This is a genomic window from Kribbella capetownensis, from assembly GCF_004331485.1.
Classification (GTDB): domain Bacteria; phylum Actinomycetota; class Actinomycetes; order Propionibacteriales; family Kribbellaceae; genus Kribbella; species Kribbella capetownensis.
Map to the genome: position 1 here is coordinate 180084 of NZ_SJKD01000008.1, position 13866 is coordinate 193949.

At 69.2% G+C, this 13866-nt stretch carries 13 protein-coding genes; 7 read left to right on the plus strand and 6 right to left on the minus strand.

Annotated elements, in window-relative coordinates; genetic code table 11:
* Nucleotides 1-3 precede the first annotated feature (3 nt).
* Entirely contained in the window at nucleotides 4-978 is a 975-nt protein-coding gene (locus E0H75_RS31560) for a winged helix-turn-helix transcriptional regulator (RefSeq protein WP_131517360.1), read from the minus strand.
* Nucleotides 979-1098: 120 nt separating this feature from the next.
* Between E0H75_RS31560 and E0H75_RS31565 the strand changes: the two genes are divergently transcribed.
* Nucleotides 1099-4098, plus strand: coding sequence for a putative Ig domain-containing protein (locus tag E0H75_RS31565; RefSeq protein ID WP_131517361.1), 3000 nt, complete (start codon nucleotides 1099-1101; stop codon nucleotides 4096-4098).
* Between the two features lie 145 nt (nucleotides 4099-4243).
* On the opposite strand, the gene E0H75_RS43265 is transcribed toward E0H75_RS31565, so the two are convergent.
* Both E0H75_RS43265 and E0H75_RS31575 read right to left on the minus strand, forming a co-directional pair.
* Entirely contained in the window at nucleotides 4244-4426 is a 183-nt protein-coding gene (locus tag E0H75_RS43265) for a CDP-alcohol phosphatidyltransferase family protein (RefSeq protein ID WP_165554159.1), read from the minus strand.
* A gap of 100 nt (nucleotides 4427-4526) precedes the next feature.
* A complete protein-coding gene (locus E0H75_RS31575) occupies nucleotides 4527-5918 on the minus strand; it encodes an MFS transporter (protein WP_131517363.1) in 1392 nt (463 codons plus the stop codon).
* A gap of 56 nt (nucleotides 5919-5974) precedes the next feature.
* Between E0H75_RS31575 and E0H75_RS31580 the strand changes: the two genes are divergently transcribed.
* From E0H75_RS31580 to E0H75_RS31590, 3 genes are read left to right on the plus strand one after another with little or no spacing between them, the layout of a single operon-like run.
* A complete protein-coding gene (locus E0H75_RS31580) occupies nucleotides 5975-6652 on the plus strand; it encodes a TetR/AcrR family transcriptional regulator (protein ID WP_202873270.1) in 678 nt (225 codons plus the stop codon).
* A 49-nt stretch (nucleotides 6653-6701) separates the two neighbouring features.
* Nucleotides 6702-8054 carry a glycoside hydrolase family 32 protein gene (locus E0H75_RS31585; RefSeq protein ID WP_272948945.1) on the plus strand — a complete coding sequence of 451 codons (1353 nt, stop codon included), beginning with the start codon at nucleotides 6702-6704 and terminating at the stop codon, nucleotides 8052-8054.
* Nucleotides 8055-8083: 29 nt separating this feature from the next.
* Entirely contained in the window at nucleotides 8084-8731 is a 648-nt protein-coding gene (locus tag E0H75_RS31590; RefSeq protein ID WP_238163365.1) for an HAD family hydrolase, read from the plus strand.
* 15 nt (nucleotides 8732-8746) lie between these two features.
* Here E0H75_RS31590 and E0H75_RS31595 read toward each other — a convergent pair whose 3' ends face one another.
* Nucleotides 8747-9196 (minus strand): DinB family protein, encoded by a 450-nt coding sequence (locus E0H75_RS31595; RefSeq protein WP_238163366.1) that lies wholly within the window; start codon nucleotides 9194-9196, stop codon nucleotides 8747-8749.
* An 84-nt stretch (nucleotides 9197-9280) separates the two neighbouring features.
* Here E0H75_RS31595 and E0H75_RS31600 point away from each other — a divergent pair, with 84 nt between their 5' ends.
* Nucleotides 9281-10285 carry a hydroxyacid dehydrogenase gene (locus tag E0H75_RS31600; protein ID WP_238163367.1) on the plus strand — a complete coding sequence of 335 codons (1005 nt, stop codon included), beginning with the start codon at nucleotides 9281-9283 and terminating at the stop codon, nucleotides 10283-10285.
* On the opposite strand, the gene E0H75_RS31605 is transcribed toward E0H75_RS31600, so the two are convergent.
* Together E0H75_RS31605 and aroQ are read right to left on the minus strand one after the other, a co-directional pair.
* The gene (locus E0H75_RS31605) at nucleotides 10282-10797 is read right to left on the minus strand and encodes an AAA family ATPase (protein ID WP_131517367.1); all 516 of its coding nucleotides are present in this window, start codon (nucleotides 10795-10797) and stop codon (nucleotides 10282-10284) included. The genes E0H75_RS31600 and E0H75_RS31605 overlap by 4 nt on opposite strands.
* Nucleotides 10798-10802: 5 nt before the next feature.
* Nucleotides 10803-11423: a gamma subclass chorismate mutase AroQ gene (gene aroQ / locus E0H75_RS31610; protein WP_165554161.1), complete on the minus strand. Its 621-nt coding sequence runs from the start codon at nucleotides 11421-11423 to the stop codon at nucleotides 10803-10805.
* A 157-nt stretch (nucleotides 11424-11580) separates the two neighbouring features.
* Between aroQ and E0H75_RS31615 the strand changes: the two genes are divergently transcribed.
* Together E0H75_RS31615 and E0H75_RS31620 are read left to right on the plus strand one after the other, a co-directional pair.
* Nucleotides 11581-13125, plus strand: coding sequence for a molybdopterin-dependent oxidoreductase (locus tag E0H75_RS31615; RefSeq protein WP_131517369.1), 1545 nt, complete (start codon nucleotides 11581-11583; stop codon nucleotides 13123-13125).
* 84 nt (nucleotides 13126-13209) lie between these two features.
* Nucleotides 13210-13866, plus strand: coding sequence for a fasciclin domain-containing protein (locus E0H75_RS31620; protein ID WP_131517370.1), 657 nt, complete (start codon nucleotides 13210-13212; stop codon nucleotides 13864-13866).

Below are 13866 nucleotides of genomic sequence, written 5' to 3' on the forward strand. Positions count from 1 at the left end.
GTCTCAGACGCCCTCTCCCTGCCAGCCGTTGCGCCCGGCTTGCAGACCGGCCTGGAACCGGCTGGTGGCGCCGAGCTGATCCTGAACCTGGGAGATCCGCCGCCGTAGCGTCCGCCCACTGACGCCCAACTGCCGCGCGATCGCCTCGTCCTTCATCCCGCTCGCGAGCAGGTTGATCAGGGTCGTGACCGGATCAGCGCCGGCGGACTCCGTCAGCCGCAACGGCGTCGCCTGTCCCCACAGCTGGTCGAACAGGACCTGCAGTGCGCTCGTCAGCGCCGAGTCCGTGACCACCACTGCCCGCGCCTGACCCGGCCGCGACGGTCCGTCGCCGGCGAGCGGCAGGATCGCGGTCGTCCCGTCCACGATCAGCAGCTTCACCGGCACCTGCGGAAGCACCCTGGACTGCTCACCCCGCTCGGCCATCGACCTCAACCGAGCGACCCAGCCGGGATGATCCAGTACCTCGGCCGCATAGATCGCGCGGAACTTCACACCACGCTCCAGCAACGCCAGCTCCGCACTGGACACCTGATGGCTACCGTCCGCGACGTACGGCGGGGTGTCGGTGCCGACCGCCTGCACGGTTGCCCCACGCAACATGTCGTCGATGCGCGCCTCGATCGCGTCCCGTCCGACGGCGATCTCGATCAGGCGGCTCGGCTCCGCCTGCAACTGCCCGGCGCTGAACTCGCGCGCCAACTGGTCGGTCATCGCCGCCACGCCGTCCAGCGCCGCCCGGCGTTCCCGCACCAGCATGCCGAGCCCGGACCGTGGATCGACCGGCGCCGGCGCGGCCTCTGAACCGCTGCGCACCAGCCCCGCCTCGGCCAGCCGGGCGACAGCCTCCTCGACAGTTGCCGGCGGCAGCTCCAAAGACTCGGCTAGTTGCCGCGCCGGGACGCCCGGATCCCGCAGCAACTGCCGATACACCTGTGCGTCGAACGCGGACAGCCCCACCGCTTCCCAATCGGCCACGGGCCGAGCGTAGTTCGACCGAGTTTGGCCGGGATGGGCAGATGGCCGGATCCGGCGCCCTGGCGGCCGAGTCTGGGCTTAGCGTGTGCCAGGAAGCTGTCGTCGTCCGAGGAGTGAACAGTGCGTCTGCATGCCGGTCGTTCCGCGATCGCCCTGATCGGGGCACTTGTCACCGCACTTCTCGTCGGCATCGGAGCGACCACGCCAGCAGCCGGGACCGCGGAAGGGGCCGCCGCGCCGGCGTTCGCGCCCCAGTCGATCGTCTGGCCGACCCCGACCGACGGCTATCTGCTCGGCGGCGTCGACTGCGGTACGGCGACCTGTCCAGCCGAGGTGCAGGCCACCCAGGACGGCGGCAAGACCTGGACCACAGTGGGACATACCCACAACGAGCTCGCCCGCAGTGGCGAGCCCGGCATCTCCAGCCTGCAGTTCCTGGACCGCAAGAACGGGTGGGCCTACGACCCGTACCTCGAGAACACCAGGGACGGCGGCCGGACCTGGACCAAGGTCGCGGTACCCGGCGGCGACGCGAGAGTGGTGCAGTTCCTCGCCTCGGCCGACGGGACGTACGTCGTTACCAGTGGCTGCCCGATCGGTAGCGGTGTCTGCGACGACCGGCCGCTCAAGGTCTGGCGGGCACCGGCCGGGAAGTCGACCGGCTGGCAGCTGATCGACGTACCGGTAGCGGCGGGCGACCACACCTGGCTCACGGCGAACGGCTCCACGGTCTACCTGCTGGCTTCGGCCGGCGCCGGGGTGGCGGGACGGCTGACCACCCTGCGGCAGGGCAAGGTCCGTGCGACCGACCCGGCCACCTGCGCGGACCAGGACGAGGCGACGATCACCGGCTTCACGTCCAACGGAGCCGATCGCGTCTTCGTGCTGTGCATGGCGTTCTACGGCCAGGGCCACTCGGTGAAGACGCTGATGTCCTCCGGTGACGGCGGCAGGACCTTCCGGTACGACGAACTTCCCGGAGACCGTGGCCTGGCCAACGAGCTCACTGTCGCGCCCGACGGCACCGTGATGGTGCCGACCCTCACCGCCAGTCAGGTGTACAGCCGCCCGGCCCTGTCGAAGTCGTGGCGGCTCGACACCACCTGGCTCGAGAACGGCGGCGAGGTCCTGCACAACCTGGTCTTCCAGAACCCGGCCACCGCCTGGATGATCGAGGGGCAGGCGATCTACGGTCAGCAGTCCCGGCTCTGGGTGACTCGCGATGCCGGCCAGTCCTGGCAGCAGGCGTCGCTGCCGGCAGCGAAGACGGTGACCAGCAAGAACGTCGAGGAGACGCCGGCGGTCGAGGCCAACTGCGACCAGAAGGTGGAGCCGGGGAGCTTCAGGTGCTTCGCGCAACGACGTACGGACCTCGGCTTCCGGTCGCGCTCGGCGACCGAGACGCCGGCCGGCTACAGTCCCGGCGACCTCCAGTCGGCGTACCGCTTGCCGACGGGCGCCGGGCAGGGGCAGCGGGTGTACATCGTCGACGCGTACGACAGCCCGACGGCGGAGTCCGACCTCGCTGTCTACCGGCAGCAGTACGGGCTGCCGCCCTGCACGACCGCGAACGGCTGCTTCCAGAAGCTCAATCAGGACGGCCGACCGAGCCCACTGCCGGCACCGTCGCACTCGTGGGCCGGTGAGATCTCGCTCGACCTCGACATGGTGTCCGCGGTCTGCCCGCAGTGCGCGATCACGCTGATCGAGGCGAACTCGCCGACCGACGACCTGCTGACCGCGGTCCGGACCGCGGGGCAGCTCGGCGCGAAGTTCGTCTCACTGAGCTGGGGCGGATCGGAGACCGGCAACCTCGCCGACCTCGACCGGGAGTACTTCCGCCCGCACGGCGTCGTGTACGCGGCCTCGACCGGGGACAGCGACTACGAGGCCGGCACGTCGTACCCCGCGAGCTCGGCGTCGACCACAGCCGTCGGCGGTACGACGCTGGTCAAGGACGACTCGCCCCGCGGCTGGAGCGAGTCGGTGTGGAACAGCTTCCCGGGCGACGGCACCGGCTCGGGCTGCTCCGGCGAGGTGACCAAGCCCGCCTGGCAGTCCGTCATCCCGGCCGCGGTCTGCCCGAAGCGTGCGGTCGCGGATGTCTCCGCGATCGCCGACCCGTCGAACGGCGTCGCGGTCTACCAGACCACCGGCGGCGACGGCTGGGCCGTGTACGGCGGAACCAGCGCGGCTGCCCCGATCATCGCCGCGACGTACGCACTCGCCGGCGATCCGGCACCGGCCTCGTCCCCGGCGAGCTACCCGTACGCCCGGACCGGCAATCTCAACGACGTTGTCAAAGGCAACAACGGCGGGTGCGGGTCTGCACCGCTCTGTACGGCGCAGGCCGGCTGGGACGGCCCGACCGGACTCGGTACGCCGATCGGCACCCAGGCACTCACGTCACCGGCGAAGTCGAACCGGATCACGGTGAACACACCGGCGCAGCAGTCCAGCGCCGTCGGTGACCTCGTCCTGCTCCCGGTCCGGGCGACCGACTCCGGCCACCGGCTGGTCCACTTCGCCGCGACGGACCTGCCGCCGGGCCTGCACATCAACGCCACGACCGGCATCATCTACGGCCGTCCGACGCAACCACAGACCCACTCGGTGACCGTGACCGCGACCGACTCGACCGGTGCCCAAGGCAACACCGTGATCAACTGGGCGGTCAGCACCCGTGAGGGTTCGCGCGGCGTCGTCAACGGCGACCTCGAGTCCGGCACCGGCGGCTGGTCGCAGACCGCGGACGTGCTCCGGACCGACGGTCAGTACGCCGACGACGGTCTGGGCTACGCGTGGCTCGGCGGTTACGGCACGACCCACACCGACTCGCTGAGCCAGCGCATCACCGTCCCGTTCATCGGTCGGCCCAGGCTGCGGTTCGCACTGCGGGTCGACAGTGCCGACACCTCGAACCGCGACATCCTCCGATTGACCGTCGACGGCCATCCGGTCCGCACTTACACGGCTGCGCAGAGCGGTCCGAAGTACGTCGAGCAGTCCGTGGACCTCACGCCGTACCGCGGCCGGACCGTGACGCTGCAGTGGACCAGCACCGAGGATGACGCGGCCGCGACGAGCTTCCTGATCGATGGGATCAGCGTCTCGCGCTGACGAGTTGTCCCCAGGCGTCGCGGCCGAAGGACCAGCTGAGTGCGAGTAGGGCGATGGCTGGAAGGAGTGCGAGCCACCTGCTGGAGGTTACGCCGGCCAGCAGGACGCAGAGCACGAGGATGATCGCTTGGCTGAGCCCGATCACTCAACGTACCTGGCTGAACGGCAACGGTGCTCGGAGCGCAGGGAGGATCGCTGCCGCGAGCAGGTACAGGTAGCGGAGCAGGCCGATCAGGACGACCCACCAGCCGCCGAAGCTGCTGGTCTCACCGAGGCGCCGGGCGATGCGGCCGTCGGCTCCGTCGAGGATCAGGCAGATCGTGCCCACGACCGCGATGCAGATCGCGATCAGCCGGGTCGGCTCGGTGTCAGAGCGTTCGCGACTCCGAAGGCATGGTGACCAGAGTGGTAACGCATCCAGCCCACCATCACGACCGGCGCAGGACCGCGAGCAGGATGACGACGGCACCGACCAGGAGCGCGGCGCAGAGCGTAAGACCCAGCCCATAACCAGCGTTGAGAGTCTCCGGTGTGGCGATCGACCCGGTGCGGTCGTGGGCAGCCGTGCCGAGTGCGGCCAGTCCGAGTGACGCACCGATCTGGCGAGAGCTGTTCAGCAGGCCGGACGCCGTACCCAACTCCCCGGGATCGACGCCCGCGGTGGCGGTCGAGACCAGCGGAGCGAGGCAGAGCCCGAAGCCGGCGCTGGCAATGATCGACGGACCCAGTACGTCGGTCAGGAACGAGCCGTCCGCGCTGATCCTCCCGAACCACGCGAACCCGACGGCGGTCAGCAAGGCTCCGGCGACCAGCAGGTTCCGGGCGGGGAACCGGTAGCCGAGCTTGATGGCAAGCACCGAGCCGACGACCACTCCCAGCGCGAAGGGCAGGAACATCGCTCCGCTCGCGGCCGGTCCGTGTCCGAGCACCTGCTGGAGATACAGGGACATGAAGTAGAACGACGAGGCCATCGCCGCGCCGACCAGGAGGTTGAAGGCGTTCGCCCCACTGACCGAGCGGTGGGAGAACAGGCCGAGCCGGATCAGCGGCTCGCGACGAGTGGTCCGCTCGACCGCGATGAAGCCGGCCAGCAGGACGATCGCGATCGCCAGCGTGGTCACGGTGGTCGGCGAAGTCCACGGGTGCCGATCGGTGCGGACGACACCGAACACGAGCGCGACCATGCCCGCCGTCGCGAGGACGCCACCGAGTACGTCGGGACGACCGCCACGAGCAATCGGCTGCGTCGTCCTGACCCGCCAAGCCATGGCGAACGCGACGACCACCATCGGCACGTTGACGAACATCACCCAGCGCCAGCTGACGTACTGCGTCAGCAGACCGCCGATCAGGACGCCGAACGCGCCACCGGCGGCGTTCATCGCACTCCAGATCCCGAATGCCCGCACCCGCCGCCGGCCGCTCGGGAAGGTCGCGGTGAGAAGCGCGAGCGCGGACGGCGCCAGGGTCGCGGCACCGATGCCTTGCGCGGCGCGGGCGGCGATCAACTGGCCCGGATCCTGCGCGAAGCCGCCGGCCAGAGAGGCGAGACCGAACAGGGTGAGGCCGACCAGCAGGACGCGTTGCCGGCCGTAGCGGTCGGCGGCCTTGCCTCCCAGCAAGAGCAGTCCGCCGAAGGTGAGGGCGTACGCGTGGATCACCCACGCCAGGTTGACGGCACTGAACCCGAGGCCGTCGGCGATCTGCGGCAGACCGACGTTCACGACCGACAGGTCCAGCGACACCATGAACTGCACGACAGCTACCGCGGCGAGGGTGAGCGCAGGCCGCGTCTGTGCGGCTGGTGACTTTAGGAACATGTTCCGAAAGTAGCACCGCGACGCACCGGTTGTCGATGTCATTGCATGATGGGTCGGTGCCTCGACCCAAATCCGCGAACGGCCGGACCGGCCGGCCACCGGTCACGTCGCGCGCCCAGATCCTGGCCGCGGCCCGTCAGCTGATCGACCGGGACGGCTGGGAGAAGCTGACCGTCCGGCGGCTCGCCGCCGAGCTCGGGATCGGGCCGACAACCCTGTACCACCACGTGCGGGACAAGGAGGATCTACTGCTCCTCCTGCTCAACGAGTACGTCGGCCAGGTCCCGCCGCCCGAACTGCCGAGCGATCCGGCCGAGCGCATCGTCGTGTCCGCGACGACGATGCACGACGCCCTCTCCGCCTGGCCGTGGGCCTTGGAGATCCTCACGGTCGATGGTTTCCTCGGCCGTCTGGACGACTCGGCCCGGTGGATCGTCGAGCTCGTCCTGGCCGCTGCCGTGGACGCGGGCTGCACTCCCGAGCAAGCCGTTCACGTGTTCCGCAGCATCTGGTACTACACCGCCGGCGAGATCCTGGTCCGGGCCCACTCGGCCCACGTGCGAGGAGACGACGGCCAGCCCCTCGATCGCACTCTCCTGGCCAACCTCAAGGCGACCCAACTGCCGCACCTCGCGAGCGTCGCGAACAAGTGGTCCGTCCTCGCGGCCGAGGACAACTACGAACCAGCCCTCCGAGCCTTCGTCACCGGCCTCCTGGCCCAGCCGGGCCGCTGACCGACTACCGTCGCGTGAGCATCGTCGTCCACGCCAGGAAGGGTCGCCTGTGACCGAGTACCACGAGAGCAATCGCGGTCAGTTTCACTTCAGTCCTCGGCGTGGGTGGATGAACGACCCGAACGGGATGCTGCACTACCGCGGCACCTACCACTTCTACTTCCAGCACGCGCCGGACAGCCTCGTCTGGGACACCATGCACTGGGGTCATGCGACCAGTGCCGACATGGTCCATTGGGAGCAGCAACCGATCGCGCTCGATCCTGCCGTGCATCCGGGCGAGCTGTGGTCGGGCGGCGGCGTGGTCGACGGACGGAACACGTCCGGGCTGAAGGACGGGGACCACGATCCGATCGCGGTCTTCACCGGGACGCAGGGCGTGCGGATGTTCTACAGCCTGGACGGCGGGATGACGTTCGCGGCGTACGACGAGGGCCGGGTGATCGCGCAGCCGAGCGGTCACGAGAGCCGCGACCCGAAGGTCGTCTGGCACGAGCCGAGCCAGACCTGGGCGATGGTGGTCTGGTCCGACGACAACGGGAACGGCGCGGACTTCTTCGTGTCACCCGATCTGCGCACCTGGGAGCGGACCGATCGGTACGTCGCCGACTGGTTGTTCGAGTGTCCGGACTTCACGCCGATGATGCTGGACGGCGTCGTGACCTGGGTCCTGCGTGACGGCCGCGGATCGTATGTCGTCGGCGACTTCGACGGGCGCGAGTTCCGGACGGACTGGACGGAGCCGTGCACGATCACCGTGAATCCTGGCGGTGCGGGTGGTCCCTACTACGCGGCTCAGTCGTTCGACAACATGCCGGACGACCGCGTGGTGACGATGGCTTGGCAGGGATTGAATCGCGGCTCGGTCTGGACCGGCAACGCGAGTTTCCCGGTGCAGCAACGATTGGTCGCGACTCCGGACGGTCCCCGCGTGTTCAGCCTGCCGGTTGACGAGATCGCGTCGCTGCGCCGGTCGACAACGTCGTACGATGCTCAGCTCGTCACCCCCGGGGCGCCGCTCCTGACCGAGGTGGACGCCACGAGTTACGAGCTCGAGGCCACCTTCGACGTGTCCGGCGCCGTGGATGGTTCGTTCGTCTTCCGGCTGCGGGCCGGTGCCGACGGGTCGTCCGCTCGTGAGGTCACGTACGACGTCTCAGCCGGAACGCTGGACGGAGTGCCGGTGTCGCCGGACGCCGACGGCATACTCTCCGTCCGTCTCCTGGTCGACCGCGGCCAACTCGCGATCTTCGCCGCCGACGGCGTCTACTACGCCTGCTACAACGTCGACTTCGACACGACCTCGACGGGCAACGGGGTGCAGTTGACCACCACTGCTCCCCTGAGGCTGACATCGCTCACCCTCCACCACCTGTCCTCCATCTGGCCCACTTCGGAGTGACGGCCGGCGCAGTACGTAGAGTTGCGCGGGTGAGGATTTCGCATGTCGTATGGGACTGGAACGGCACTCTGCTCGATGACAACACCGCCGTACTGGCCGCGGTCAACGCGGTCTGCGTCGAGTTCGGCCGGGCGGATCTGACCTGGCCCGAGTGGCAGGCGGTCTACGCGCGGCCGATGCGGGTCTCGTACGAGCAGATCCTCCAGCGCGCCCTCGACGACGAGGAGTGGGCCCGCGTCGACAAGCTCTACCACGAGCGGTACGACGCTCTGTTGCACACGTGTGGCCTGGCAGCGGGAGTCCCCGACGAGCTGCGGCTGTGGGGCGAGAGCGGGCGGACCCAGTCGTTGCTGTCGATGTGGTTCCACGCACGGCTGACGCCGACCATCGACCAGTTCGGCCTGACGCAGTACTTCAGCCGGGTCGACGGTCTGGTCGGCGACGTCGGTGGCGGTTCGAAGGCTGAGAGTCTGATCCGCCATCTGGAGGCGCAGAACCTGGACCCGGCCGACGTCGTCCTCATCGGCGATGTCGTCGACGACGCCAACGCCGCGCAAGCGGCCGGCACCCAGTGCATCCTCGTCACCACCGGTGCCATGACCCGCGCCGCGTTGGAGACCACCGCCCTCCCGGTCACCAACTCCGTGACCGAAGCCCTGCGCCTGATCGAGTCCTGAGCCTCAGACGCGCTCTCAGAGCCCGACCGCGCCGTCGAGCTGCTCGCGGAGCAGGTCAGCGTGACCGTTGTGCCGTGCGTACTCCTCGAGCAGGTGCATCAGCACCCAGCGCAGTGAGACGGGACCCTCACCGGGCTCGTCGCCGATGACGTCGAGGTCCGGTGCCGCCTCGACGAGCTTGCTCGCGAACGCGACCTCGGCCCGCCACGCATCCCAGGCCTGATCGACCATCGCTGCGTCCGCACCCGTGACGTCGAAGGCGCCCGGTACGTCGAACAGCGGCGGGGCTTCCTCGCCTGCCATCACGCGGCGAAACCAGAACCGTTCACTCTCGGCTGCGTGCCGCACCAGCCCGAGCAGCGACAACCCGGAACGCCGTACCGCATGCTCCGCCAACTGCTCCGGCTGCAGATCGGCGCACTTGAGTTCCAGCGTCTCCCGATGCCACTGCAGGAACGCGAGCACCGTCTCACGTTCATCCGCACGCGGCGGACGTCTACTCCGCGAATTCACCACCTCCGGATCCTACGTGGTGGCTACTATCGGGCCATGCGTGATGGGGTTCGGATGTTGCTGGTGGCTACACCGTCGTTCCGGTCGATGGTGTTCTCGGACGAGAGCATCGCGCGGCTGGAGAAGCTCGGGGAGCTTGTGCTGCTTGATGATCCCGGTGACGCCGAGGCGCTGGTGGGCGCGTTGCCGGAGACCGACGTACTGATCCCGTCGTGGGGTGCGACGGCGCTGACTGCTGAGGTGCTCGCGCACGCACCGCGGTTGCGGTTGATCGCGTACAGCGCCTCGTCGGTGAAGCACTTCGTCACCGACGAGATGTTCCGGCGTGGCATCCGGCTCACGCAGGCCGGGCAGGCGATGGCGCGGCCGGTGGCCGAGGTCTCGCTGGCGTTCACACTCACGCTGCTGCACCGGATCCATCGGTTCGACCGCGCGATGCACAGTGGCGCGTCGTGGGTGAATGCGATCGACACGCCTCCGCAGCACGGCATCAGCGGCTCCCGGATCGGTGTTGTCGGCGCCTCCCGCACCGGCGTCGAGTACCTCTCGATGGTCGTTGCCCTCGGCGCCGATGTCGTTGTCTTCGACCCGTATCTGACCGACGAGCGCGCGATGGAGCTCGGCGTACGGCGGATGGACCTGGACGAACTGCTGCGGACCAGCCGGGTGGTTGCGCTGCACGCGCCGACGCTGCCGGAGACGCGCGGGATGATCGGTGCACGCGAGCTGGCGCTGATGCCCGACGGCTCGGGGCTGGTCAACACCGCCCGCTCCTGGCTGGTCGACTCGGACGCGTTGCTCGCCGAACTGCGGTCCGGCCGGATCGACGCTGCCCTCGACGTGTTCGACGAGGAACCGTTGCCGCTGGACAGCCCGCTCCGAGGACTGCCGAACGTCGTACTCACCCCGCACCGGGCTGCCGGAACGGTCGAGTGCTACCTCGAGATGGGCACGATCGTGGCGTCCGAGATCGAGCGGTACGTCGCCGGAGCCCCGTTGCAGTACGAACTCACCGAAGCGGCCCTCGCCCGGATGGCCTAAGGATTGCCCCAGCGCGCGAGCACCTCGTCGGCGACCTCGTCGATCGTGCGACCTCCGGTGCCGATCGAGTAGTCGCTGACGTCGTGAGCGGCGAGCTGGGCGGACAGCTCGACCGCACGGGCAACCAGCGTGGCGACACCGGCGCCATCCTCTCGACCGCGGCCGAGGATCCGCTGCGCCAGTTCGTCGTCCGGCGCATCGAGCCGGCAGATGACGACCGCGCCGCCCGTGGCCGCCTCCAACAGCTTCCGCTCGCCTCGGTCCTCGACGACCGCCGCGATGATCAGCCGGCGGCTGCCGGCGGCGCGATAGTTCGACCACACCGCCGCCAGGTTCGTCGCCTTCAGCCGCGCCTGATGCGGGTCGTCCGCCGGAGCGGGCCAGGCCGCACCCATCAGATCGAGATCCACGAACGCCGGATCCTGCCCGAGGTCGGTACACCGATCGAAGACCCGCCAGCCGACCATGGTCTTCCCGACCCCGGGCGGACCCGAGAGCACCAGAGCAGACACCAGCGTTATCCGCAGACCGCCGCGGTGCCGACGGCCAGAGCCTGCCGGTGGAGGCGGTCGAAGTGGTGCTCGATCGAACCGGTCGTCGTTGCTACCAGCAAGGAGATGTCGCAGGCCAGGCCGGTGTGCCGGACGTGGTCGACGCGGACCAGCTCGGTCAGCAGACCCGTGGTCAGCTCGTCGAGCTCCTGACGTACGGCGTCCAGGTCCGGGCCTGACGTCGGAGCGGATGAGGGATCGGCGGCCCACTTGGCCAGCAGCCCGCGCTGCACGACCTTGCTGGCCTCGATCTGCGCCCGGACGAAGTCGGCCGTCGAGTCCGGGTCGATCCCCAGCTGTACGGCGGACGCCCGGACCGAATCGATGATCTGCTGCTCCCGGACCGGGTCCTCGACCGGCTTCCCACTGAAGTACTTCGACGCGGCCACCTCGTCGCCGACCAAGATCCGGCGGATGACCAACTCGGTCAGACCGTCGAGCCGCACCGGCGCCTCGTGGAGCTCGGCCGTCTGCGTCGATCCCTGAGCCGGGACCGTTGCAGCCGGCGCAGCGAAGGCCGACGTTCCGGCCTGCGTCACCCCGACCACCCCGGCCACGATCACACCGCTGATCACCCTGCGAAGCACGTCGTCACACCCCTTCCCCGAGCACGCCCACCCCGAATGGCGATGCGCCGCCTCGATGTCGCTCGCTGACGTTACCCGCGCCGGGGTCCAGGCGATCTCAGGTGGCCAGTTGTCGCCACCGGCCCATCCGGGCGGCGGGCGTCACCGAAGCGGGTGCATGGGCACGTCGCGAGGTTGGCAAGCAGCAGGCGCGGTTGGTGGAGTCGTCGCGGCGGGTGCCGCCTTGTCGGTCGGCTACCTGGTGGCCACTGTCAGCGGCGGTCCGTGGCCGGTCGACGCGGTCGGCGTGCAGCTCATCGACTGGTCCCCCGGCCCGGTCAAAGACTTCGCCGTCCGAGAACTCGGCACCGCAGATCGTCAACTCCTCCGAGCCGGTATCTGCGTGGTCCTCGCACTCGTGGCCGCCGTTGCCGGCGTCATAGGCATGGGAAACACCCAGCGGCGGAAAGGCGTGGCGGTGGGGATCGCCGCGGGGCTTGGGGTTGTTGGGGTCGTGTTCGCGGCGTTCGGACGGTCGGCTGCGTCAGGGACCGCGGATCGGTTGCTGCCGGCAATTGTCACGTTGGTGGTGGCAGTGCTGGCCATGGCGCTGGTTGTTCGGTCGCCACGACCGGAGACCGAGGCGGAGCAGCCGGAGGGATTCGATCGGCGGCGGTTCCTGGTGACCGTGGCTGGTTTGGCGGTCGCTGGGGCTGCGGCCTGGTCCACGACGAGGGTCGCGTCGTTCGGGCCTGGTGACGCGGTACGCGCCAAGTTCCGCGTGCCGATCCCGGCGGATGCCGCAGGCCCACTCCCGGTCGGCGTGCAGGCCGACGTACCAGGGGTATCGCGGTTCGTGACGCCGAACGCCAAGTTCTATCGGGTCGACACCCTGCTCCAGGTCCCGCGGATCGACCCGGACGACTGGGAGCTGCGGATCCACGGCATGGTGAACAAGGAACTCCGGCTCTCGCTCGGCGACCTGGTCGAACGGCGGCTGATCGAGCGCGACATCACGCTGACCTGCGTGTCCAACGAGGTCGGCGGCCCGTACGTCAGCACCGCGCGCTGGATCGGCGTACCGATCGCCGGCATCCTCGCCGAGGCCGGTGTCCGCAACGGCGCTGACGCGGTGAAGTCCACCAGCATCGACGGATTGACCATCGGTACGCCGCTCGGCGCGCTCACCGACGGACGCGACGCGATCTTCGCGGTCGCCATGAACGGCGAACCGCTCCCGTTCGAGCACGGGTTCCCGGTGCGGATGGTGGTGCCGGGTCTGTACGGCTTCGTGTCGGCGACCAAGTGGATCGCCGACTTCGAGGTGACCCGGTTCCAGGACTTCAGCGCCTACTGGACCCACCGCGGCTGGGCCGTCGAGGCCCCGGTCAAGACCGCGTCGCGGATCGACGTACCCAAAGGGTTCGCGACCATCAAGGCAGGGCCGGCGGTGGCCGCCGGCGTCGCGTGGGCACAGCAACGTGGCGTTCGCAGGGTCGAGGTGCAGGTCGACAGCGGCCCGTGGCAGGAGGCGACGCTCGCGGCCGAGGACACCATCGACACCTGGCGGCAGTGGACCTTCCGCTGGGACGCGACCCCCGGCAACCACAAGCTCACCGTCCGGGCGACCGACGGCGACGGCAACCTGCAGACAGCGCAGCGGGCCGCACCGCGTCCGAACGGTTCCAGCGGCCTGCACAACACGGTCGTGATGGTCGAGTAATTCCCACCCATCCAGGGCCGCGGCGGCACCGAAGTACCGGTGTCAGCGTCCTGTCAGTGTCCCCTTCGAGAAAGCGAACCTGTCATGCCCAAGTACCTCGTCCGCGCCGGTCTCACCGCGTCCGCACTGGCTCTCGTCCTCGCGACGGCAGCGTGTGGTGGCAGCGACGACAACAGCAGCAACAACAGTTCCGCCGCCTCGTCAGCGAGCACGCCATCGGCCAGCAAGTCGATGGACAGCACCTCGGCCGGCCTGGTCGGCCCCGGTTGTGCCGACTACGCGAAGGCGAACCCGAGCGGTGCCGGCTCGATCGACGGCATGGCCGCCGCCCCGGTCGCGACCGCCGCGTCCGGCAACCCGCTGCTGACCACCCTGGTCTCGGCCGTGTCCGGGAAGCTCAACGCGAAGGTCGATCTGGTCTCGACGCTCAACGGCGGCGACTTCACGGTGTTCGCGCCGGTCGACGACGCGTTCAAGAAGATCCCGGCGGCCACCATCACCACGCTGAAGACGAACGACGCGCTGCTCACCAAGATCCTCACCTACCACGTGGTGCCCGGGCAGCTCGACCCGTCCGCGGTGGTGGGTACGCACGCCACCGTCGAGAAGCAGGACGTCACGGTCACCGGCTCCGGCGACAACCTCAAGGTCAACAACGCGTCCGTCATCTGTGGTGGGGTGAAGACGGCCAACGCTACGGTGTATCTGATCGACTCTGTCCTGATGCCACCGGCGAACTGA